Source organism: Marvinbryantia formatexigens DSM 14469, assembly GCF_025148285.1.
In the GTDB taxonomy this organism is placed as follows: Bacteria; Bacillota; Clostridia; order Lachnospirales; family Lachnospiraceae; genus Marvinbryantia; species Marvinbryantia formatexigens.
The window spans coordinates 3,706,662-3,730,878 of the sequence record NZ_CP102268.1; the positions used below are offsets into that span (position 1 = coordinate 3,706,662).

The 24,217-nt window shown below is 40.0% G+C and carries 21 protein-coding genes and 1 pseudogene; 19 read left to right on the plus strand and 3 right to left on the minus strand.

What is annotated here, in order from left to right; genetic code table 11:
- Positions 1-8 precede the first annotated feature (8 nt).
- The 13 genes from NQ534_RS17305 to NQ534_RS17370 all read left to right on the plus strand — a co-directional run bounded on the left by NQ534_RS17305 (position 9) and on the right by NQ534_RS17370 (position 13,885).
- The gene (locus NQ534_RS17305) at positions 9-1,106 is read left to right on the plus strand and encodes a glycosyltransferase family 4 protein (protein WP_006862465.1); all 1,098 of its coding nucleotides are present in this window, start codon (positions 9-11) and stop codon (positions 1,104-1,106) included.
- A gap of 19 nt (positions 1,107-1,125) precedes the next feature.
- The gene (locus tag NQ534_RS17310) at positions 1,126-1,953 is read left to right on the plus strand and encodes a LicD family protein (RefSeq protein WP_006862466.1); all 828 of its coding nucleotides are present in this window, start codon (positions 1,126-1,128) and stop codon (positions 1,951-1,953) included.
- A gap of 43 nt (positions 1,954-1,996) precedes the next feature.
- Entirely contained in the window at positions 1,997-3,028 is a 1,032-nt protein-coding gene (locus NQ534_RS17315) for a glycosyltransferase (RefSeq protein WP_006862467.1), read from the plus strand.
- 5 nt (positions 3,029-3,033) lie between these two features.
- Positions 3,034-4,743, plus strand: coding sequence for a glycosyltransferase (locus NQ534_RS21450; protein ID WP_083337309.1), 1,710 nt, complete (start codon positions 3,034-3,036; stop codon positions 4,741-4,743).
- A 52-nt stretch (positions 4,744-4,795) separates the two neighbouring features.
- Complete coding sequence (locus tag NQ534_RS17330; RefSeq protein WP_040783587.1) at positions 4,796-6,028, plus strand: O-antigen ligase family protein; 1,233 nt, start codon at positions 4,796-4,798, stop codon at positions 6,026-6,028.
- Positions 6,021-6,932, plus strand: a complete 912-nt coding sequence (locus NQ534_RS17335) for a glycosyltransferase family A protein (RefSeq protein WP_006862471.1) — start codon at positions 6,021-6,023, stop codon at positions 6,930-6,932. The genes NQ534_RS17330 and NQ534_RS17335 overlap by 8 nt, the downstream gene beginning before the upstream one ends.
- A 24-nt stretch (positions 6,933-6,956) precedes the next feature.
- Complete coding sequence (locus tag NQ534_RS17340; protein WP_040783590.1) at positions 6,957-7,868, plus strand: ATP-grasp fold amidoligase family protein; 912 nt, start codon at positions 6,957-6,959, stop codon at positions 7,866-7,868.
- Positions 7,869-7,929: 61 nt separating this feature from the next.
- Positions 7,930-9,372 carry an oligosaccharide flippase family protein gene (locus NQ534_RS17345; protein ID WP_006862473.1) on the plus strand — a complete coding sequence of 481 codons (1,443 nt, stop codon included), beginning with the start codon at positions 7,930-7,932 and terminating at the stop codon, positions 9,370-9,372.
- A 93-nt stretch (positions 9,373-9,465) separates the two neighbouring features.
- Positions 9,466-10,482 (plus strand): acyltransferase family protein, encoded by a 1,017-nt coding sequence (locus tag NQ534_RS17350; RefSeq protein ID WP_006862474.1) that lies wholly within the window; start codon positions 9,466-9,468, stop codon positions 10,480-10,482.
- Between the two features lie 167 nt (positions 10,483-10,649).
- Positions 10,650-11,741, plus strand: a complete 1,092-nt coding sequence (locus tag NQ534_RS17355; protein ID WP_006862475.1) for an NAD-dependent epimerase/dehydratase family protein — start codon at positions 10,650-10,652, stop codon at positions 11,739-11,741.
- Between the two features lie 58 nt (positions 11,742-11,799).
- Positions 11,800-13,035, plus strand: a complete 1,236-nt coding sequence (locus tag NQ534_RS17360; protein ID WP_006862476.1) for a nucleotide sugar dehydrogenase — start codon at positions 11,800-11,802, stop codon at positions 13,033-13,035.
- A gap of 12 nt (positions 13,036-13,047) precedes the next feature.
- Positions 13,048-13,662: a VanZ family protein gene (locus NQ534_RS17365; RefSeq protein WP_006862477.1), complete on the plus strand. Its 615-nt coding sequence runs from the start codon at positions 13,048-13,050 to the stop codon at positions 13,660-13,662.
- A gap of 19 nt (positions 13,663-13,681) precedes the next feature.
- Positions 13,682-13,885 carry a helix-turn-helix domain-containing protein gene (locus NQ534_RS17370; RefSeq protein ID WP_040783592.1) on the plus strand — a complete coding sequence of 68 codons (204 nt, stop codon included), beginning with the start codon at positions 13,682-13,684 and terminating at the stop codon, positions 13,883-13,885.
- Between the two features lie 248 nt (positions 13,886-14,133).
- Here NQ534_RS17370 and NQ534_RS17375 read toward each other — a convergent pair whose 3' ends face one another.
- The 3 genes and pseudogenes from NQ534_RS17375 to istA form a co-directional block, all read right to left on the minus strand.
- Entirely contained in the window at positions 14,134-15,387 is a 1,254-nt protein-coding gene (locus NQ534_RS17375; protein ID WP_242655364.1) for a transposase, read from the minus strand.
- A 243-nt stretch (positions 15,388-15,630) separates the two neighbouring features.
- On the minus strand, positions 15,631-16,407 hold the full coding sequence (locus tag NQ534_RS17380) for an ATP-binding protein (RefSeq protein WP_006862480.1): 777 nt from the start codon (positions 16,405-16,407) through the stop codon (positions 15,631-15,633).
- A gap of 6 nt (positions 16,408-16,413) precedes the next feature.
- Positions 16,414-17,976, minus strand: a pseudogene (gene istA, locus NQ534_RS17385) (IS21 family transposase).
- A gap of 376 nt (positions 17,977-18,352) precedes the next feature.
- Between istA and NQ534_RS17390 the strand changes: the two are divergent.
- From NQ534_RS17390 to NQ534_RS17415, 6 genes are all read left to right on the plus strand, one after another.
- The gene (locus NQ534_RS17390; RefSeq protein ID WP_006862484.1) at positions 18,353-18,745 is read left to right on the plus strand and encodes a hypothetical protein; all 393 of its coding nucleotides are present in this window, start codon (positions 18,353-18,355) and stop codon (positions 18,743-18,745) included.
- Between the two features lie 13 nt (positions 18,746-18,758).
- On the plus strand, positions 18,759-19,055 hold the full coding sequence (locus tag NQ534_RS17395; protein WP_006862485.1) for a hypothetical protein: 297 nt from the start codon (positions 18,759-18,761) through the stop codon (positions 19,053-19,055).
- Positions 19,056-19,072: 17 nt separating this feature from the next.
- Positions 19,073-19,624 carry a hypothetical protein gene (locus NQ534_RS17400; RefSeq protein ID WP_006862486.1) on the plus strand — a complete coding sequence of 184 codons (552 nt, stop codon included), beginning with the start codon at positions 19,073-19,075 and terminating at the stop codon, positions 19,622-19,624.
- A gap of 611 nt (positions 19,625-20,235) precedes the next feature.
- Positions 20,236-20,589: a hypothetical protein gene (locus NQ534_RS17405; protein ID WP_006862488.1), complete on the plus strand. Its 354-nt coding sequence runs from the start codon at positions 20,236-20,238 to the stop codon at positions 20,587-20,589.
- Complete coding sequence (locus tag NQ534_RS17410; protein WP_143115923.1) at positions 20,523-21,170, plus strand: hypothetical protein; 648 nt, start codon at positions 20,523-20,525, stop codon at positions 21,168-21,170. The genes NQ534_RS17405 and NQ534_RS17410 overlap by 67 nt, the downstream gene beginning before the upstream one ends.
- A gap of 385 nt (positions 21,171-21,555) precedes the next feature.
- A complete protein-coding gene (locus NQ534_RS17415) occupies positions 21,556-24,204 on the plus strand; it encodes a metallophosphoesterase (RefSeq protein WP_040783596.1) in 2,649 nt (882 codons plus the stop codon).
- Positions 24,205-24,217 lie beyond the last annotated feature (13 nt).

Below are 24,217 nucleotides of genomic sequence, written 5' to 3' on the forward strand. Positions count from 1 at the left end.
GTGGAATTATGAACATATTATTGATGGCAAGAATCATTGCAAAAACCGGTGTTGGCAACCATGTGAAGCAATTGAGTGAAGAATTGGTTAATCAAGGTCACAAAGTTTGGGTCATTGCAAGCACAAATGAAATGGCTATTGGTCAAACCGGGGGGGTATTGTTTGAACAAGTAGAATTACGTTCGAAGAAGCCCATTACAATCATTAAAACGCTGAAAAGAATACATCAAATTATTGTCGACAATCAAATTGAGATTGTCCACTGCCATCATAGAATGGCGGGTTTATATATGAAATGGTACAATCTGCACTGGTCTATACCTTATATCTGGACGTTGCATTTAGCTCCAATACCATGTGATCCAATTCATAGAATGATGACCAGCTACGGAAAACGTGCAATTGCTATTTCCTATGAGGTTGGAGAATTTCTGAAAGATGATCTCAAGATACCCCAGAAGGATATTAGATATGTGCTGAATGGGGTTGACGAGAAAACTCTACTCCCTGTGACTAAAGAAGAAAAAAAGCAGCTCCGAAAGCAGATGGGTATTCCGGTCGATAAGACTGTGGTTGCATTACATTCAAGAATTGATCCAGTTAAGAACCATGAAGCAGTCGTTGAAGCGGTTGGGATGCTTACACCTGACGATAGAGAAAAACTTATAGTTCTCTGCTCTGGAGAGAAGTCTGGTGCTTATTATGAAATGCTTCAAAAACGAATCTGCGAATTAAGTATCAGTGATTGTTTTCATTTTTGCGGTTGGGTAAAAGCTGAAACAATTATAGGTGCATCGGATGCGCTTATGCTTCCCAGTTTGAAAGAAGGTTTTGGCCTTAACTGCATAGAGGCGATGTTCATGAGAGTTCCGGTATTCCGAACCAAAACCTGTGGCTATCGGGATATGCAAGATTATTGTGTTGGGATGGAAGATGTTGCAGCACAGACTGTTTTAAAACATCTTCGCGGAATACTATCAGGAGAATTTCTGGACGAGGATCGTATAAATTTTGCAGAAGCGTTTGTTCGGAAGAAGTGCACTGTAAAGGCAATGACAGAACATACAGTAGCAGTCTACGAGGATGTGCTTAGAGAAATAGTGTAAAAGAGAGGTAAGATGAAATATGGACGCATCACAGAGTGTTAAACAGGTACAGAAGAAGATTCTTGAAGTTATGAAATATATAGATAAGTTATGCCGTGACAATGGGATTGTCTACTATATCATGGGTGGTACAGCTCTTGGTGCAATCAGACACGGTGGTTTTATTCCTTGGGATGATGATTTGGATATCTTTATGACTCCTTCGGAATATGAAAAATTCAAGAAAGTATTCGAAGCAGAGAATAGTTCAACGTTTGTCTTACAGGAGTGGCGCACCACTCCAGACTACCTTGAATACGCCAAGGTACGTATGAATGGGACAACTTTCATTGAGGAGGCCTTCAGAGATAGAAAAGATCTTCACCAAGGCATATATGTAGATATCATGATTCTGCATAAAGTTCCGGAGAACAAGTTCATTCAGAAGCTGGTATATTACGAATCCAAGTTTGTGACGCTTTATGCGTTGTCGCAGAGAAATTGGAAGCCGAAGAGTACAAGCAAGAAACTGGTGCTTAAATCCCTGAAGTTTATGCCGTGTAAATTGATGGCAAAATGCTTCTACCGAAGAATCTACAAGTATGATGATACGAAGACGAACTTTAAATACTGCTATTGGATTACACCGGTAAAATTCAGAAGTGGATTGTTTGATTCATCGTTCTTCTCTGATCCTGTGGATATTCCGTTTGAGGATACGATTTTACTGGGGTCTAAAAAGATTAAGGAATATCTGGAATACCGCTATGGAGATTATATGAAGCTTCCGTCCAAGGAGGCGCAGCAGGCAGCGGTACATGCCATGCTTTTCGATGTTAATCGAGACTATAAGGAATATGTAAAATAGAAGGTGATACAATCTTTCACCTTATTGGGAGTGGTAAAAATAAATGTTGGTATGTGTTGTAGGTAACTTTGGAGATAAGAGTATACTGACTGATGGACAGGGGATAAAGACGCTTGAACTTTACAATTCGTTGGTTAAAACCTACGGTCAGAAAGAAGTCAGCAAAGTTAATCTCCATAGTAAGAATAGAATAGTTTTGGCGTTTCAACTACTTGCAAATGTGATTAGATGCAAGAATATTATCGTTTTGGTTTCAAAGAATGGTAGGAAAACCGTAATTCCACTTTTGGTTGCATATAATAGGATTTTCCACAAAAAGATTTTCCATTCTTTGATAGGAAGCACAACACATCAAACATTAGAAGAGAACCCCAAATTAATTGAATGCTATAACCGTTTAGCGGGAAATTGGTCTGAAACTAACACAGAAAAAAGACTCCTTGAAGAACTGGGACTGACGAATGTGACAGTGGTAAAAAACTTTAAGAACCTGAGAGTCTTGAAAACAGATGAGTTAATTTATATTACGAATGAGCCTTTCCCGTTATGTACTTTTTCAAGAGTAGAGGAACTTAAGGGAATTCCTAATATAGTTCGTGCAGTAAATAAAGTTAATGAACTTTGTGGAAGAACCGTATGTACGCTAGATATATATGGCAAGGTTATGGAACGATACGAGGATGACTTTGAGAAATTGATGCCTGAGTTTGGTGAAAATATACAATATAAAGGTATCGTTGACTTTGACAAGAGCGTTGAAACACTGAAAAACTATTATATGGTGGTGTTCCCAACGAGGTATTACACTGAAGGAATTCCAGGAACTCTATTGGACTCATTTGCTGCTGGTGTGCCGGTGTTAAGCGCAGAGTGGGAATCTTGCTATGATATTATGAACGAGCATGTTGGTGTAACTTATACATTCAACGATGACGATGCTCTAGTTAATACATTGCTATATGTTTTGAGAAACTCTTCAGAAATAAATAAGATGAAAAAGGAATGCCTTCTTGAAGTAAGCAAATACTCATCTGAAGAAATTATAAAAACAATAGGTACATATCTTGAAGGATAACGATAATGAATATTGGATTATTAATTTATGATTTGAGATCCGGTGGAGCAGAAAGAGTTCTGTGTAAATGGTCCGACCTTCTCAGTGAAGAAAACAATATAACAATTTACACGTTTGATGGACAAGCTGATCCGGAGTACAGTTATTCTGGCAAACTTTCGGTACTGGATTTGCCAAGTAGAGGAAAAAATAAAGTTAAGCAAATGCTTACTTTGGTCAAACGCTATTTGAGACTCAGAAAGCAAATCAAGCAAGATAACATTGACTTATTAGTTAGTTTTTGCTCTACCGCAAACTTTCCGGCAATGTTCCAAAGTGTTCCAAGAATAGCGTCGATCAGGCTGTACTCGGAGTATTTCTCCTATCGAAAAATATATCGCTTTTTAATTAAACACACTCATACTACCTTAGCAGTACAAACAAACAGACTGAAAAATGATATTTTGTTGGATGTAGGAGAAAAGTATTCGTCCAAAATTCATGTTATTGGCAACCCTCTGGATACAGAATTAATCAAAGAAAAGATGAAGGAAGAGCCGGAGGAGGATTTTTTAGAAAGAATCAGAGGAAAAAAGGTAATCTGTTTTACAGCTTCCTTCAAAACAGCCAAGAATCATTGGAACTTGATTAAGAGTTTTAACTTATTACATAAAGAAATGCCGGAAACAGTTCTGGTCCTAATTGGTGGACAAGGAGAATTGGAAGAAAAAACACGCAGAATGGTTGATGACTCCCCAATTAAAGATTCAGTAGTTTTTATTGGGAAGACTACAAATCCATTTAAATATGAGAAATATGCAGATGTTTTTGTGTTGCCGTCGATAACTGAAGGAATTCCTAATGTGCTGATTGAAGCAATGACCGTCGGGCTTCCGGTCATCTCTACAGACTGTCCATCTGGACCGCGAGAGATTCTTTTAGAGAATCCAGATATGAACGTGACGACAGAAGGTATCGAACGTGCAGAATATGGATTATTAGTTGAGCCATTTCCGAATGTACTCGACTTCGATATAAACCACATTGCAAAACAAAATACTGTACTATATACTGCTATGAAAGCTTTACTATCTGATAAGAAATTGAACGATTATTATCGACATCAAGCAAATTATCGGACTCAAAAATATGATATGACAGCATACAAAAAGGAGCTATATGGTTTGATAAAAAATGAGAAAATCTTAGGAGAAGATACTGTTTGGACGAAGAAAAAAAAAATACTTTATTCAATATACTTTATGTGCGCTTCATGGTTCCCCATCAGTTCGCATTCCAAGATTGCCCAAAAATGGCGTTACTTTTGGGCAAGTAGGATTGTAGGGAAATGCGGAAAAAATGTTAACTTTGAGCGCTTTTGTTCTTTTACGCCGGGACTATCTGTTGGAGATAATTCTGGAATCGGAATTAGAGCATGTATAAATGGCCCTGTAACGATTGGTACTGACGTAATGATGGGGCAAGATGTAATTATCTACACGACCCGTCATAATGACGACCGTATTGATATTCCGATGAGAGAACAGGGAATGGCAGACGTAATGCCTGTGTCTATTGGGAACGATGTTTGGATAGGTGGAAGAGTTATCATTCTTCCGGGTGTTACGATAGGTGATGGATGCATCATAGGCGCAGGAGCTGTGGTTACGAAGGATATTCCACCATATAGTGTCGCAGTAGGTGTGCCAGCAAAAGTTGTACGTGAACGAAAATAAAATAATTCCTTTGGATATAGACATATTTTTTGTATTAATACGGGAGGCATTAATGAGAGAAGAGAATACTACATCAGACGAAATCATATGTGCATTAATCTCTTTTATGATTATGTCTTTTTATATATTTGAAACAGCTTCTTGGGGTAGATATGTTATTTTCGGTATTACAATTCTAGTAACATTAATATATGCCGCAAATAACGGCTTTAAGATTCCATTAGTACTTAATCGGCCATTTCATGTTCATGTTGCTGCATTTGCTATTTTTTGTTTTGCTTCTTCAATTTGGGCGTGGAATTCAGTTGCAGCGATTTCAAAGGGCATTACAATTTTTTCCATATTGATATGTTACTCATTGATATATCCTTATTTTCAACAAAAAGGAAATATTGATATACTATTGGATGCTTTTATGTTTTCGGGATATGGGATAGCTCTATATACCGTTGTATATTATGGAACAAGTGGTATTGTATCAATGCTTAGCGGAAATGTACGTTTGGGTAATGATTTTACGAATGCCAACTCTATCGGGCTTATTGCAGCAACATCATGCATAATTCAGTTTTCTTATTTATTAAAAAGGAAAAAAAGAAAGTTTGCTATTTTTCTGATTCCGTGCATCATAGTACTCGCAATTTCTCAATCTCGTAAAGCTATGATTATGCTTGTTGTCGGAATTGCCTTTTTAATTATGACCAAAGAAAGTGACCGTGCTTCAATATTCAAGAAGGCTTTTAATCTTGTACTTGGAGTACTAGCGGTTTTTTTTCTGATATATGTAATGTCACGATTAGATATTTTTTCTGGTGTATTTAGAAGGTTTGAGACTTTATTTGAATCAATTAATGGTACAAGAGCAGAAGATATAAGATCCATATATAGGCGAATTGGAATGCAGCAATTCTATAAAACACCTATATTGGGTATAGGAATAGGAAATTCATTGGACTTACTCGAAAGTGTAGGTCATAGGAGAACTTATTTACACTGTAATTTTGTAGAAATACTTTCAAGTGGGGGAATCGTTGGTTTTATTATATATTATTCGATTTATATTAAGTTGATTGTCGGTCTTTGGAAATACAGGAGATATCGTTCCACGACAACCAACTTATGTATAGTTCTATTGTTTTTGATGCTCATCATGGATTATGGAATGGTAACATATTATGATAAACAACAATACCTATATTTTATGTGTTTTTTCCTTCAACTGGAACTTATAAAAAAAGATTATTATGCAATAGAAGAATCAGAAAGGTACGAAAACAATGTATGAATTGACAGTATTTACACCAGCTTATAATAGAGCAAATACTTTAGAGAGAGCCTATAGAAGCCTAGAAAACCAAACATCTAAAGAGTTTATTTGGCTAGTAATTGATGATGGATCTACTGATAACACTTCAGAATTAGTGGCTCAAATCAAAGAAAACGCTTCGTTTCCTATTGAATATTATAGAAAAGAAAACGGGGGAAGACACACAGCAGTTAATTATTCTTATCAATTTCTAAAAACCAAATATGTTGTTACATTGGATTCCGATGATGAGTTGTTGCCTGATGCAGTTGAAAAAATGTTAAGAACGTGGAATGGCATTCCGAAAGGCGAGTATGACCGTTTTTGGTGTATATCGGGACGAGAAATGTATGCTGATAGTGGAGAAATGGTGGGTAAGCCATATCCAGAAGGAATCAACCAGTTAAGGGGGAAAAAACAAAGAAGAGAAATAATGAAGTATCCTGGAGAGAAACATTGTTGCAGAAAAGTGGCAATTCATGTACAGTATCCTTTCCCTGAATTTCCAGATACAAAATTCATTACCGAAAATGTTGTGTGGCAAAAGATTAATAGGAAATATGATCAATACTGTGTTAATGATATATATGGAAAATATTACACAAATACTGAGGGCAGCTTAATGACAGATAGTCCCCATCAGAAATCGAAACATCGTTCAGCATTTTACAGGGATATAATTTATGTAAATGAGTATTTTGATGACTTATGTTATAGCAAAGGTATTGCATATTTTATTGCAGACATATCGAGAAGGGCTATATTGACAGGAGAACCATATAAAAGCGTAGTGAATAGATTGAATACACCCATAAAAAAAATACTTGTCACTCTATGCTATCCAATAGGGTTTCTTGTTGCGAAATTAAAGGATAAAGCATAAGTACAAATGCAAGGAGAGTCAATAATGATAGGAAGAGTGAAAGAAATACTTAGCTCACCGGCAGAGTTTGGATATTGGCTATCTGGTAGAAGGTTTTGCCGACTTATTCCGGATGAGCTTTATATTAAATTTAAATATAAATGTATCTTGGGAAGATGGCCAAACTTGGATGATCCGAAGTATCTAAGTGAAGAAATACAATGGTTAAAACTGTATGATAGAAATCCTTTATACATCAAATTAGTTGATAAATATGCAGTGCGTAGCTATATAGAAGAGAAAATAGGAAAAGAGTATTTGGTGCCATTACTTGGGGTGTGGGATTCACCTATGGATATTGATTGGGATGCACTTCCTAATAGGTTTGTATTAAAAACTGTAAACGGTTCACACACCAATATAATTTGTACAGAAAAAGCCCAGTTAAATAAGAAAAAAACAATAAGTACATTGCTGAGATGGCAGAAAAGCAATCAAACCTTTTATTATGGAAGGGAGTGGCCATACAAATATGTGAAGCCACGTATCATAGCTGAAGAGTATATTGATTCAACTGCCCCAGGCGGACTTATTGATTATAAATTCATGTGTTTTAATGGTATTGCAGATAATGTAATGGTGTGTTCTGATAGGCAAACAGGGAAAACGAGGTTTGATCATTTTGACAAAAAATGGAATTTTCTAAGGTATCAATATGTCGATGCAAACAAGCCAGAAGATTATTCGATTCCTAAGCCTAATCTAATGGATGAGATGTTTAATATTGCGGAATTCCTAGCAAAACCGTTTCCGTATGTTAGAGTAGATCTTTATTGTGAAAACAATAGGATTTATTTCGGCGAATTAACATTTTATCCTCAGTCCGGCTTTGATACAGATTATACAGAAGAAACTGATTTATATTTTGGAACGAAATTAGATATACATAAATTTTAGCTTGTCTAGAAAATTAGGATGTAAAAGCGGGAAAATAAATACTTGGGTATGGAGAAAGTAAATGGAAAATGGTTTTGGTAACAAGATAATAAACGCTACAAAGTGGTCTGTTGTATCGGAAATAACGGCCAAGATTGCAGCTCCAGTTATAAATATAATTCTTGCTCGATTACTTTCCCCAAGCGAATTTGGGGTTGTTGCATCAATTACTATAATTACCAGTTTCGCCGATATTTTTACAGATGCTGGATTTCAGAAGTTTGTTATACAGCATGAGTTTGACAATGATGATACATTGAATAAGTACTCTGATGTTGCATTCACATCAAATGCTGTCCTGTCGGTAATAATCTATTGTATTATTTTTGGATGGAGACGTAGTTTAGCTTCAGCAATAGGATGCCCTGAGGCTTATAACGGATTGGCAACAGCTGCACTTACTGTATTATGTACTTCTTTTTCAAGTATATCTATTGCAAGATTTCGTAGAGAGTTAAACTTTAAACCACTCTTTTTTATTAGATTAGCGAGTTCACTGATCCCTTTGTTCGTTACTGTTCCGTTAGCATTCGCATTGAGATCATACTGGGCTATTGTCATAGGTACTGTATTTCAGCAATTATTTATTGCAATTATGTCGGTTGGATTGTCGAAGTATAAACCCAGAATCAGAATGAACGTCAAGATATTCTCGGATATGGTTTCATTTTGTTTGTGGAATTTAATGGAAACTTTGTCGATTTGGTTTGCCGGTCAAGCAAATATTTTTATTGTTGCAAGCGTATTGGATTCGTATTATTTGGGATTGTATAAAACAGGAATGTCTACGATTAATTCGTATATGGCAATTATCACGTCTGCAATAACTTCTGTATTCTTTTCAGCGTTATCTCGCATGCAGAACGATAAAGACGCCTATAAAAGAACCTTTGACAAGTTCCAAAAAATAATAGCAGTTATTGTTTTGCCTATGGGAGCTGGGATCTTTTTGTACAGGGATTTGGCTGTTCAACTTTTACTGGGATCACAATGGGCTGAAATTTCGGATTTTATGGGATTATGGGCATTAATGAGTGCGCTTACGATAGCATTCAGCAATACTGCTTGCGAGGTTTATAGAAGCATGGGGAAACCCCAAATATCATTTATACTACAGATGGTTTACTTGGTTTTTTATATCCCTGTTATCTTCTTCTCTGCACATAAGAGCTTTGTTATATTATGCTACGCTAGTTGTTTTATTAGGATCGTTCCAATTTTCTTAGACTTTATTACGCTGAAAACAAAATTTGGATTTCCATTTAAAAGTATTATAAAAAATACATATATTCAATTTATAGCAGTTTCATTAATGACTGTCGTTGCGATTTTATGTCAAAGAATATCAGACGGAATGGTATGGCAAATCATATCGATTCTTATATGCGCGGCATTTTATTTTGCTATCATGCTGTTATTTCCGAGCATGAGAAAAGAAATATCTTCAATTAAGAATATGATATAGCACATAAAAGGTACTGAATAGAATTAAGAAATGATATTAAATTAGCAAACTTCATTTAAGGTTTTCAGACAGTAAACAGAAATAGGAGAAGTAATGGAAGATAGACTTAAAATAAACGACAATATAAAGACGGCGATGATGCTTGCTGTTGTGCTTTATCACTGCTGTATGTTTTTTACCGGCAGTTGGTTTGATAGATCAACTCCAGTTTTCTCTGCAAACTATCTTTCAGTTTTTGCGAGATACCTGAATACATTCCATGTTCAGACATTTGCTATGGCATCCGGTTTCCTGTTCTATGCGTTAAAAAAGGAATATGGAAAATACAGTGGTAACTTTAGAGTGGATATAGGAAAAAGAACAAAGCGATTACTTCTTCCATATGCAATCACAAACATTGTGTGGGTACTTCCTTTTTATATTGTGTTCAGTGGTTTTGATGTCAAAGCTATTGTATACAAATATGTTTTTGGTTGCGCACCATCACAATTATGGTTCCTTCCTATGTTGTTCTGGCTGTTCCTGCTTGCCTATGTTGTTTTCAGAAAGCACAGACCATCAGAAGTTGGATTAATCGCAAGCGTCCTGATTTCAATCGGGGGGGGGTATATCCTAAGTACAATTGGGGTAAAAAATGTGCTTCAGATTGTAACTGCAGTAAGATATGCCATGTATTATTACTTTGGAACGTATCTCTATGAAAAAGAAATAAAACCAAGTACTAGCTTAACGGTAATGAGTGTGATTTTCTCGGTAGGTGGATTTGCATTATCAAGTCAACTTGCTGGCAGCAATCTTTTTGTATTAAAGGCAGTGAATATACTTGTCAGTAGTTTTACTTCTTTTGCGGGTATATTTATGGTCTATGGGTTTGCAAATCTGATTGGATGTAAAGAAGATAATAGGATATGGAGAGGGCTAAAGAAGAATAGCTTTGGTGTGTATCTGTTTCATCAGCAATTGATATACCCATGTATTATGTTGCTGAACGGAAGAGTAAACCCTGTTATACAGGTTGTCATTTGCTTTATGGTACTGGGTTTCATATCAAGTGGTATTACTGAGTTCCTTCGCAAATGGAAGGCTACTAAGGTTATGTTTGGACTGTGATCAAAGCAAAGGTCACACTTATGTGTGGTGAATATGAAAATCCAGAGGAAACTGAAATTACATTTGTTTGTGAGTGATTGAAGCGGAGAAATCAATGACTGTATAAGGAAATGGCAATAGGCTAAGATTATAGAACATAAACGAAAAGACTGAGAGGAAGATATTCAATGAAACCAATCAACGTACAGCTAACTAACAAAACTATCTTAATTACCGGAGCGGCAGGCTTCATCGGGGCGAATCTTGTTCTCACCCTGTTGTCTGATAATACCATTCACACCCGTCTAATCGGTGTGGATAATATGAACGATTATTACGATGTAAGTATAAAGGAGTGGCGGCTGAAGGAGATTCAGACTGTTGCGGAGAAGTCCACATCATCATGGACATTCATCAAAGGTTCTATAGCAGATAAGGAACTGATCAACTCAATAATCAACACTTACCATCCGGACATTGTAGTAAACCTTGCAGCGCAGGCAGGTGTACGTTACAGCATTACTAATTCGGATGTGTACATAGAATCAAATCTGATTGGTTTTTATAATATTCTGGAAGCTTGTCGTCATTCTTATGATAATGGAGAAAAAAGAGTAGAACATCTGGTATATGCATCCTCATCATCTGTATATGGAGCAAATAAGAAAGTGCCGTATTCAACAGACGACAAGGTAGACAACCCGGTGTCCCTGTACGCAGCGACTAAGAAATCGAATGAACTCTTAGCTCATGCATATTCCAAGCTTTATAATATTCCGTCCACCGGTCTGCGGTTCTTTACCGTTTACGGTCCCGCAGGGCGTCCGGATATGGCTTATTTTGGATTTACGAACAAGTTGCTAAAGGGAGAGAAGATTCAGATTTTTAATTATGGAAACTGCAAACGTGATTTCACCTATGTAGATGACATTGTGGAAGGCGTTAAACGTGTGATGATGGGGGCGCCGGAGAGAAGGATTGGTGAAGACGGGCTTCCGGTTCCTCCATATGCCATCTATAACATCGGCAACAGTCAGCCGGAGAACCTGCTGGACTTCGTACAGATACTAAGCGAGGAACTGGTGAGGGCAGAGGTCCTGCCGGAGGATTACGATTTTGAAGCTCATAAAGAGCTTGTGCCGATGCAGCCGGGAGATGTACCGGTAACGTATGCTGATACCAGCGCACTGGAGCGTGACTTCGGCTTCAAGCCAAGTACCGATTTAAGGACAGGAATTCGCCGGTTTGCGGAATGGTACAAGGAGTTTTACCGGGTTTAAGAAGAAAACCAGTATGGGAGAATCATAACGGAAGCATTGCAGTAAGGAGAGAAGCAGAATGAACAGAAAAATCGCAGTTGCAGGAACCGGCTATGTTGGTCTGTCCATTGCAACACTTTTAGCACAGCATAATCATGTAACAGCAGTAGACATTATCCCGGAAAAGGTGGAGATGATTAATAACAGGAAGTCTCCCATCCAGGACGAATACATTGAAAAATATCTGGCGGAAAAGGAGCTGGATTTAACTGCCACGCTGGACGGCGAATCCGCATACCGGGACGCGGAGTTTGTGGTCATTGCTGCCCCGACCAATTATGACAGCAAGAAGAACTATTTCGATACTTCTGCCGTGGAAGCAGTTATCAGGCTGGTGATGAACGTCAATCCGGATGCCATCATGGTCATCAAGTCCACGATTCCGGTCGGCTATACGGCAGGCATCCGCAAGAAGATGGGCAGTGATAACATTATCTTCAGCCCGGAATTTCTGCGGGAATCCAAAGCCCTGTACGACAACCTTTATCCGTCCCGTATTATTGTTTCCACAGATGGAAGCGAACGGCTGAATGCAGTGGCAGGGATCTTTGCGGGGCTTCTGCAGGAAGGCGCTGTCAAAGAAAACATTGACACCCTTTTCATGGGATTCACCGAAGCAGAAGCGGTCAAGCTGTTTGCGAATACGTATCTTGCACTCCGCGTGTCCTATTTCAATGAGCTTGACACTTATGCGGAGATGAAGGGACTGAATACGAAAGACATTATCAACGGCGTGTGCCTTGACCCGCGTATTGGCAGTCATTACAATAATCCGTCTTTTGGATATGGCGGTTACTGTCTGCCAAAAGATACGAAACAGCTTCTTGCCAATTATCAGGATGTGCCGGAAAATCTGATCGAGGCAATCGTAGAGAGCAACCGGACAAGAAAGGATTTTATTGCGGAACGTGTACTGGAAATTGCAGGGGCGTATGAAGCCAATGATACCTACGATTCAGCAAAAGAGGGCGAGGTAATCATAGGAGTTTACCGTCTGACGATGAAATCAAACTCAGACAATTTCCGTCAGTCATCGATCCAGGGCGTGATGAAACGCATTAAGGCGAAAGGGGCGACGGTAATCATTTATGAGCCGACGCTGGAGGATGGATCCACATTTTTCGGAAGCCGGGTTGTTAATGATATTGACCGGTTTAAAAAGCAGTCCCAGGCGATCATCGCAAACAGATATGATACCTGTCTGGATGATGTGAAAGACAAGGTCTATACAAGGGATCTGTATGGCCGGGATTAGAAATGTGACAGTATGGATATTTACCAGATTTTTTTAACGCACAACCGTCCCTGGTCTGCAGGGGAACTGGTCTGTTTCGGGATTGTCGCTGTGATAGCAGCGACTATTCTTGGCAGATGTGTCCGGTATAAAAAGATAAAAAAGACGCAGGCGGTGTCCATATTCGGACTGCTTGTATTTCTGGGCATTGTTTTTGGCTCCACAGTGTTTACCAGGGAACCGACGGTGCGGAGATATGAACTGGTTCCCTTCTGGTCATGGAGGGAAGTGATAGCCTCACACGACTGGCAGCTGCTTCAGGAAAATCTTCTGAACTGTATTCTGCTTTTTCCAATGGGGATGCTGCTTCCGCTGGCTTTTGACCGGCGTGTACGGGTGAGGAATTCCTTTATAGCCGGTTTTGCTGTGTCAGCAGTGATAGAACTATGCCAGCTTGTTTTTATGCGGGGATTATTTGAATGGGATGATATGATACACAATGGACTGGGGTGCATGGCGGGTAGCTTATTTATGAATAAACTGATAGAAAAATATGATAACCCGGACAAAGGTGATAAAGAATACCCGGAACTGCACCGGAACAGAAAAAAAGATGATATGGAGGAAATACCGACAGACGATGTATGATCCAGATGAGGCATGCCAAATGATGGCCGCGTCGATAAAGAGAATATGCAGACAGAGAGGAATATCACCGTATGTCCTTGCAAAGAAAGCCGGGATTTCCACTTCCTCCATCAGTTATCTGCTGAACGGGCGGACAAGACCGCAGGTATATACGGTACTGCTGATCTGCAATGCGCTGGGAGTAACGATAGGAGAGCTGTTTGACGGGGAAAACAGGAAATGACGCAGTTGATAATCGGGGGTATGTTTGTATCTGGAGCAATCCAACTTTACATTATCGCATGTGAATTTCCTAGGAGCCAAGTGTAAAAATACTTGAGTTTCCGCAAACTGTAATTAAAAAGTAAATGTGTCTGCCTAAAGTACCAATCTGCCGTTTTTTGAAAGGTATCAAATGGCAGTTCTGTGAATAGAGGTACTTTAATAAGCCCCGCCGGAACCGGACTTTGGGAGACATATTCTTTTATCTATTCAAACAGCCAGCTTAAGGCAGAGTTGACGGTATACAGGACGCCTTGTCCGGAACCAGAGCCTGATGCCCTCTTTTGCATACGACAGTATGCCGGAGATACCTTTGGCCAGCCGATAATAGCAAAACGCTGTCTTTTCTTTTATCGGATTTGCGGTATGTATAATTGCAGTTTTAAGGGCATTTGTTTCTGCCTTCATAGAAATATGGGCAAGAAATGCCATGCATAAAGTAGTATAAAAGTTTAAAGCATTGATTGCCTTAAGCCTGCGTACCCGGAAATTTTCAAACTGGAACATCTGTTTTTTGCAGCGGAAATATTCCTCGATCTTCCATCTGGAAAAGTAAAGCTTTGCAACCTTTATTACATCTTCTTTCGATTTGATTGCCTTATTTGCTGCCAGCATCATGGGATGCTCTGTAATTCCGTAAACAAGGACGGGATACATATCTTTTCTGGATGCGGTAATCTGAACTTTTACATGGGAAAGATACGCTTCATGTTTCTTTCCTTTGTAAAACAGTGGAAGCTTTACTTTCCCTTTTCTGCGGTTACGCAGCTCCGTGGCCAGGGTCCATTTATTATGGTATAACAGTCTGCGCTTTGCAGTCAGCCGGATTACATAATCCTGTTTCATGGAATCCAGTTTCAGGAACATCTTATTATCATCATAGCCGCGATCCATGACAAAGGTTGCTTTTCCGAAAAGAGCTTTTGCCCGTTCCATAGCGGAGAAGGTCACATCATTGATGGAAGTAAAATCTTTTTCCACGGAAGAATGAATTTCTGAAAAAATGCTGACAGGATGGTTGCTGGTTGTAAGGACGGTGGCTTCTGTGACATGATATCCTTTTTTATAAACATTCTTTGTTTTTGTGCTTTCAGAACCATCCCGGACCCATCCGGGGGCTTCAAATTGGTAACCGTCAGGCTTCACAACATCACTGTCATCGATATGGATAACCGGCTGATCAGGGCACCATTTTTTTACTTGTTTCAGATAAGCTTTCAGAGCATCTTTCGGAGTGCCCTTTGCGAGATGCCTGGAAAGGCGGTCAACGGTATTGATTTTTCTGGACGTTTCATGTAACTGGTCAGCGATGTCGGTGAGAAGACAGCTTCCGGAAGCAAGCATACCATAATTCATATCCGCCATAAATTTACGTTCCGGTTTGGAAAGATTTCTGGAAATTTTATTTGAAAAAGATAAAATTTCCCGTTTCATTTGATAGGTATTTGATGTAAAATTAGCCATAAGGAATCCTTTCATTTTTGTTTAGTGGATTATTGTTGTGGTGACTTAATTTTACAACAAAAAAGGAAGAGATTCCTTATATTTTTGGCATTTTTTGAAAGTTGTGTATAATCAGCATCGCCAATTGAATATTCTTGTGCGGGAGTACCTCTGTTCCGGAGGAACGGAAACCGCTAATCCGGCGGTAGGAAACCGTTAAACCGGAACAGGGATACCGCACTTAATTGCTTGTTACTTGCGAGTTTACTCGCTTAATGCAGGATCTAATCCATATACTTCCCGCATAGATCTGTAATTCGCCGGATCTGTCGGGATGATGTTGATCTTGTATGCATCATGCTTGATGCGATCCAAAATCGCTTCCGAGAGGGGACTGTCATCACCTCCCAACTGATCGTACCAGCCATTGGAATCATACTGGGAACAGAAGATGGTGGATGACTTCCTGCGTCTCCTATGGAGGAGTTCTAAAATATCATGCTGTTCGGATTCAGTAGGCTTCAACAAGAGCCATTCATCGATGATCAGTAGAACAGGATTGGCATACTTCCCTTGAAATTTCTTGTATGTACCGTCATTACGTGCCATCTCCAGTTCAAGGAGCAGATCTGGAAGGCGGACATATTTTGTCTTGTAGCGCTGCTTACATGCTTCCATTCCGAACGCGCAGGCCAGATACGTTTTTCCACTCCCGGTAGCCCCGGTGATAAAGAGATTTTTGTGTTCTGCGATATATTCACAGGTTGCAAGCCGCTCGATCAAAGAACGATTCAGCTTGCGTCCGGAAGTATAGTTGATATCGCCAATGTATGCATCCGGCTGGTCAAACCCGGCATTGCGGATCAGGCGTTTCAGGCTGTTGCTCTTACGGTTGCTGTATTCGATGTCCACCAGCATCCCGAATCGGTCCTCAAAAGGGATTTCCTTCATCTTGGGGTCCTCCATCTGGGTGCGAAATGCATCTGACATGGAAGTCAGGCGCATTTCAATGAGTTTATCTATGGTGCTTTGGGTAGTCATGGTTCCTTACCTCCTGTAGTAATCAGCGCCTCTTGTAAGCGCATGGCTGTTCTTTCCTGACTCTGTATAGCTGTCTGCTGTCGGTCTTTTATCCGGGTTCTCCATCTGGTCGCTTCCGGTATCAAGGATGTTCTTGATACTCTTATAACTGGGAGTGGCCGTAAAGGAAAGTGCTTTCCGACAGGCGGCTTCCAACCGGTCAACGGAATACTTGTCAGCCAGTTTCAAAAGCCCCATACAGCTGCGGTAGGACTGTTGTTCTACACGTTTAGAGGTAAGGATTGCATCTACTACCTGATAGGTACTGGAGCCGATCCGCTCCGCCCATTTGCGGAAGCGGTCGCCGTTCCATTCCAGATACTGCTGATGGGAAGCGGGCATGTGCTCTGTAATCGTGCTGTGTTGTCCCTTGCGGCCATAAAGACGGTGGTGGGACGCAATCCGGTTATGATTATAAAAAATCTCAATTGTTTTATCTGTAACCCTCACATCAACTTTGCGTTTTATATATTCATAAGGAACTGAGTATAGCATTCCGGCAAAGGATATGTGATAATTAAACTGAACGGTGGCTTGTTTCCATTCCGCCAGTTCATATGGGGTGGCAGGTAAAGGTGTCAGCAATGGCAGTTCTTCGTCGCGGAAGATCTCATACCGGCTGCCTTCTTTCTTTTGGAAAGGACGATGGCTGAAGTCTTCCAATTTCTGACGGATTGCCCGGTTTAACTCACTGAGTGAGAAGAACTGCTCATTACGCAGGGCTGCAGTGATCCAGGTGGAAATATTACCCACACTGCCCTCGGCATTTGGCTTATCCTTAGGGGCCCGGACACGGGCTGGAATAATCGCAGTGCCATAGTGTTCTGCCATTTCCTGATAGACGGCATTGATCCGCTGATCTTTCCAGCCTTTATTGTGATCCACAGCAGTACGACAGTTGTCCGGCACGAGAATCCTGGCAACACCACCAAAGTACTCGTACATATGAACATGTGCAGCGATCCATGACGGTTGCTTTTCATCCATGAATGCCTCTACGTATGGGTACTGGCTATAGGTCATAACTCCTACGAAAATGTGAGCATCCAGAATCTCACCGGTATCCGGATCCATGATATGTGACGGATCTCCAGCCCAGTCTACCTCAACTTGCTCCGCTGGCTTGCGGTTGATATGCATGGTAGCACGGCGTTTCTGCTCATCCTGCTGGATATAATAGCAGAACTGAGAGTACATAAGCGGTTCATCCCCGGCAAGACGGCATTCCTCAAGGTACTCTGTCCAAAGAAGCTTTTTGTTTACTCCGTTGCGGAGTAGCTCCTTCCGGATATGAGCATAATCCGGCATCCGCCTGTTTGATTGAGACTGCTGCGTAGTCTCCTTTGGAAACAGCAGTTGCTCAATCACCGTATCGGTCTGGTTTTGATCCAGTGGTCAAGAGACACCTTTTTCCTTGGCAGCTTTTAAAACCTTATTGACCGTTTTCTTGGAAACACCGCAGCTGAGGGCGATGTTCGTTTGGCTGAGGTTCAGGCTGGCAAGCCTGATGATCTCACGATATTTGGTCATATCAACTGACCTCCTTAAAATGTATTTACGTCAAAAGACGCATAAATACATTATAAGGGAAGAATTCGCGGTTTCCATGCTTGCGGAATGCCGGTTTCCTTTACAGCGGAATCGCGGTTTCCTTTATACTGGAACAGCGGTTTCCAGCCTCCGGAATTGCGGTGTAAAACCGTCCGGAATACTCACCAATCAGCGGCTTTGTGGATAGAACTGCGGAAACTCAAGTAAAAATACACTTGTGTAAGGTAGAGAATAGTGGTAAAATTATTAAGATTGAACATAGGTAAAACGGATGTGACAGTTTTGACCTGTGGAGGGAGACATATGTAGAACTGTTTTTATTGAAAGCTTTAATTTTGGGAGAATTGGTAGGATAATGTCAACAAAAAAACGAAAGAATATGGTATGGTCATTACGAGAACTTGTAATTAAAATCGCAGTAATGGCTGTGACCATTAGCATCGGTTTATGGTGTGGATGGACTGATTCGTATAGTGCATTTTATATTGCAGTGTTGGTGCAATCGATAAATAATTTATATGATTCAACAGCTTTTCTTGAAGGTTATACAAGGTTTATTACCATATTTCAACTGTTATCATTTTTAGGAGCGTTGGGTGCAGGTATTTTGTCGATTGTACATTTTACAAGTAAGGGAAGTGTTGTCGATACACCAGGGTTTGTTATTGGAATAGCGATAGCACTGAGTGTTTCGGTGGTACATTTTGGAATAGAAGTTTATAGTATGATACGACAGAATAGGTATTAGTGGGGTATATATTATGATTATAGGAATTTGGATTTTAGTAGTTACCTGTTTGGTGATTACTATAGGTGAAATTAAATACCGTTGCTTTGATAAAAAAGAAGTGTTAAGGGAAAATAAAGCTGTATCTAAAGAATGGAAAGATAATGTTGACACTGATATGGATAAATTTATGATGAAACATACGAATGATGAATTCGTTTCATCAAAAGCATTAGCGATGAGAGGTTCCTGGAGATTAGCACAGAATCAGATAATGGGTGCACAAACCTTTAGTGTACTTCGCACAGATGAATATGCTAAGATGTTATAAAAAAATTGGGAGAAGATATGGAGCAGAAAGACATATTTGCTATTCTGAGCAAGCCGGATATATGCCATTATTTTGATGAAATGAGTCAGGTTCATATGTATACAAAACATTATTTGCTTATTTCTGAAGAAATTTCAGAAGAAGGAATTACCTTTTTGCAACCATTAAAGGAACATAGGGATGCATATGATCATTTAATGCGGGTGTTTGCCCTCCCAATGAAGGAGCGTAAAGGCAATGATGCAGAAAAATATGTATTGGATAATGTGAAAAAAGCATTTGGACATGAGTATAGGGCTTTTTTTGATACGGCAGACTGGTTTACTTATATCTGCAGAAAATATATAAGAGAAGAATTATCTTTTAGTGCTAAAAAGAAAAGATATGAAAAGGTATATACAGATTTTGAAGAAGTAAAATCGTTTATTAATAAAGTTCCTTTTTTGATATCAAAGTATCGGGAGGAAAAGGATGTAAGTAATCATGAAACTATTTTGAGGGAGGTATTAGATTACAAAGAAACAATGGATAAGTTGTTAGAAATATATCAAAAGGTAAAAGCATTGTAAAAGGGATGGAATTCAATTATGCCCTTTATTTCTGTTGTATGTTCGTGCTTTGCAGTCACAGGTATACATTGGGCAAAATCCTCTGGTATTCATGAGGAGTGCCACAGCAAACTCAAAAAGACAGTTGGATTCCCAGGGTAAATCTCTGGGATTTTTTATTTTGTAAGCAGGTATCTGATAATGGACAGAACCAAAGAGATTGGGTGTAAAGCGTATGGGGAAAGAAAAATCCAGTATTTTAAAAAGTTCCGTAGCAGAGAATGCAACATTGATATTGTTTCAATGTCACATCGGCGGAGGAGATTGAGAAATAAAATATAATATAACGGATCTGGATAATTTTCTGTTTCGCTGTACATAGCCAAGTGTGTTTAATGATTCTTTTTGCCGAGTACTTTATTTATGAGCTTGATTATGTGTGGTAAGTATGAAGCGGCTTGAATGAAGAGATTACAGATTATAAGGAATTGTACCGATAAAAGCAGGGCTGACAGACGGTAAAATAATTTATGTATATCTGTGGAGAAATCATTGCTTACGTCAGCAGTACCGAAAATAGGTAGCTGCAATAAAATTAAAACAGAGGACAATGAAAATTGTGATGAGGGTCTATGATAATTAAATATTCAAAATGGAAGCGTGGTTTACAGGTCGAATATGGCATCAAGAAAAAGCCCTTGGGAAAACCGACGAAGCGTATTTATAAGGAGAAGGATCGACGAAAATATCGGATGAGTTTTTTAACGGTCGTATGCCTTCTGACTCTTGTGATGGAACAGGCTATGACTCGAAGCTATGAGTGGGTAACATCTTCTGAAAACATGGACAGGACTTTTGTAATTGCGCTAGGTGCTGGAAGCTCTCTTTTTCTATTTTGGCGGTTCTGGCAGGTTCTGTCTTGGCAGCTGTTATTTTTTACTATGCGGGTTGTTATTATGATGCAAAAAAGGAAATTAGCGAATTGACCTATGCCTATAAGATTGTTTCAATGATGTTGTTCCATCTCAGAGACTTGGTCACAAAGTCTGATTATTTTAAGGAGTATCGGATGAACCAGAACGCGACGGATCGATGGATTCCACATGATCACAGTGTGATGCAGGTAACCGATTGGTTTGTGAACGCCTACAAGGAAATGTACTGGCAGCAGGGAAGAGAAACGAAAACCAGAAATCCTTTGCCGTTCATTCCTTTTGAAACAGATCCAGAGCAGATGGATTTTGGAAAAGGTGTATATAGGGAAATCCGAAAGCAACTGTTCGGGAGCTTTTATGGTGCATGGAAGGAAGATATTAATTGGGGGTATGAGGTCTTTTTGGGGAGTGTCAAACGAGTGTTGGAGATATCGGAAGGTCTCAAGGAGATACAGGTTAGGTATGGATATCTCGGAATTGAGGAGGATCTGGAGCTGTTGCTTCAGTGCCGTAATATGCTGGAAGAGGACATCAAAGATTTGCTCGAACTGACAGAAGTTGACGAATGGTGTCTGCCAAAACCCAGACCGGCGGAAGTGACACCGCGGGATATCCTGCAGAGATTCTATTAGCCCTATATTTTTTTCGTTGCATGTTGTTGAGTTTCATAATCTATGGTAAACTAAAGATGGTAGTTTTTGTTAATGTTTAAAGGTGCGTCTGGTGACTCTGCAATACAACATAAATTCAAAAACTGCTATCTTTTTTGAAAAATCTTGAAAAAAGTGATTGTAATATGTATCTACGCAGGCTATCGCGCAGCGATTTGGTACAATAAAAGAGAAGGACATAGTCGCTTGGGCGAAAATAAATATGAAAATATTATGTGGGAAACACACGGTCGCCAAAAGGCATTGTTTACCGACGTATTCATATTCGATAAGTATTAGGAAATGGAACATCGAAAACGAATTAAGTGGAAACAATTGTAGGATCAAAACGAAGGAGGCGATGAATATGCAGAAGATTAGCTGGATTCATGTTTCTGATTTGCATTTGGGCAATGATAGCGCGGTGGATACCTGCTTGATGCGAAGAAAACTGCCGCAATATATCTCTGGTCTGAACCAGACGTTCGATTATGTATTTTGCACAGGTGATGTGAAAGAGTGGGATACGGACTATCTAAAAGCCGCGGACTATCTCCGCTCTTTGTGTACTTCCAGTAAAACAACGTTGGATCATCTCTTTGTTGTTCCTGGAAACCATGATGTGGATATCGGCGGGGATGAGCGGGAAAAGGTGATAAGCCGTCTGACCAACTGGCAGATGGATGACTACAAATCTAACGTAGGCATTATTTCAAAGACAGATCTTGCCTTGCTCAAGTCGGGAGAAGATAATTTTCGCTCTTTTGTTGATGACCTGTTTGGAGCAGATCGTGCGGGTCAATACAAACGATTACACTTTGTGGTCACCACAGAGCATTTTAATATTGTACATCTTGATACGACCATAACCTATGGCAAAGGGCATGATCGGGATTTTATTGTCGGTACACGTGCGCTTATGGATACACTGGATGCATGTGATGCGTCAAAGCCAATCATCATTCTGACCCATTACTCCTTTGATTTTCTGGCGCAGGATGAGCGGAATCAAGTGGAAGCTTTACTCTCTTCCTATAATGTCCAGCTATGGTTTGCCGGTCATGAGCATGAAAATTTGATTCGATGGCAGAGGGAGAAATTCTTAGAATGTCAGTGTGGGAATCTCGTCCTTCAAAAGGGAGCAAGATCATGTTTTCTGACTGGAGAATTGGATGTGGATACCTTGGATGGCAGGATAAGTGTCCACGCCTGGTATGAAGGAAAAGGTTGGGAAGAATATCCTTTTGCCAGAGTTGGTTCTGAGAACGATCGTGTCTTCCCTTTTCGATTAAGGCTTCAGGGCGATAGACAGATTGCGGGCGTATCCGAAGAATTATCCAACGCCTGTGAGACCTATGGTTGTTTATCCATCGCCGGCGGTATATTTGCTGGTGTACAGCTTAACACAGCTATTTTGACGGATTTGGATTGCAACGGAAAACTCTTTGTAAATGAAGGTACATCCTATCCGCTTGCACGAGCTATGGAAACACTTTGGTTGACTAAGCGGAGTCATCCGGAATTATCCTGTAATGCGTTAATTCTTGGGGATGGTGGTTTCGGAAAAAGCACAATGATGTATCACCAGTGCGGAGAATTGCTGTTCAAGCAATACCTTGCTGTGTATATTTCCTTGCAAGCCAGAGAAGGGGCGAATAATGAGAGTATTTTTGATTATGTCCTTCGTTGTCTGTATAGATCTACGGATTATAGGGCGAGAGATAAATTCGTGCATTTAACGACGGCTGTGCATACACATCCGGATCTTGTCTTGTTTATTGATGGTTTTAATGAACTGTCCGGAATGGGCGCACAAAGGTATGTGGCAGAGATAAAGGCTTTATCGCGGTACCCAGGGGTGCAGATTATTGTTTCCTCTCGTTTGGATTTTCTTAGGGATTATGGCTTGAGTTGCTTTCATATGATCCGGACATGTGGATTACGGGAAAAACAGATAAAGCAGTTATTTGAGGAAAGACCGGATGACTGGGAAAATGTTGAAGCACAGAAAAATTTGCGCATTCTCTTGAAAAATCCCATGATGGCGTTGCTCTATGCAAGTACCTGCCCGATTTTGGAAAAATACGCAGGTCTGGATTATCTGGCATGGATTAGACCGATATCAAATGCGTCGGATCTGCTGCATGATTATTATTTATCTCAGATTGCAATTTTAGTGGAGCGAGAAATGGTCGACGGGGAACGAATATTTGACAGTATGATTGTGATAAACCGTATTCTTCCAGTGCTTGCATATCTGACGGAACGGAGGAACACAACGTCATGGAGGGAGGCGGAGTTCAAAGAGGAATTGAAAGCTGCTGTTGCTGAGGTGAACAAAAGCTGTTTCGGGGATTCTATGCCGGAAAGCCTTTGGAGGGTTAGGAGAAAGTTTAGGGTTTATACGGATAAGGTGAAGTTGGATACTGCCTATGATTTGATGATTTCCGAGATGGTTCTCCTAAAGTCCGGCAATGGAATCGTGTTTTTTGCACATCAGATTTTCCGAGACTATCTTGCCGCTGTGTACCTGCATAACTGCCTGCTGGAGCATTATTCTGTGGAAAGGCTTTGGCATAAAGAAAAAATCCATAAAGGCGTTGTCCAATACATTAGATATCTTGAAAGTGAAAATGCTTGGGGAGTGGACGGGAAGGTCAACCAGCTGCTTTTACCATATCGCGGGAAGGAGGCGGAAGAGGGTAACTGGTTTGTCCGGAATGTGCTTCATTGCTGGCTCTCGGTTGGCGATGGCGAAAGAGATCTGTCATTTCTGGATCTGCGGCGTGTTTCTTTATCGGATCATCTGAAAGAGCAGTTCACTGGTACGATTAATATTGATTATGCCTGGATATCGAAGGAAACGCTAATCAACGATAGGCACCATGACAGGATTATTGGAATCTGTTTTTCACATGACAACAGGACGCTGGCAGCCATATCTGTCAATGGTCTGGTGTCGATCCACGACAAACGCATGAGTAAACAAATTGTGAACACGCCTCTTTTCTGTTAAAATAAAAGAAAAG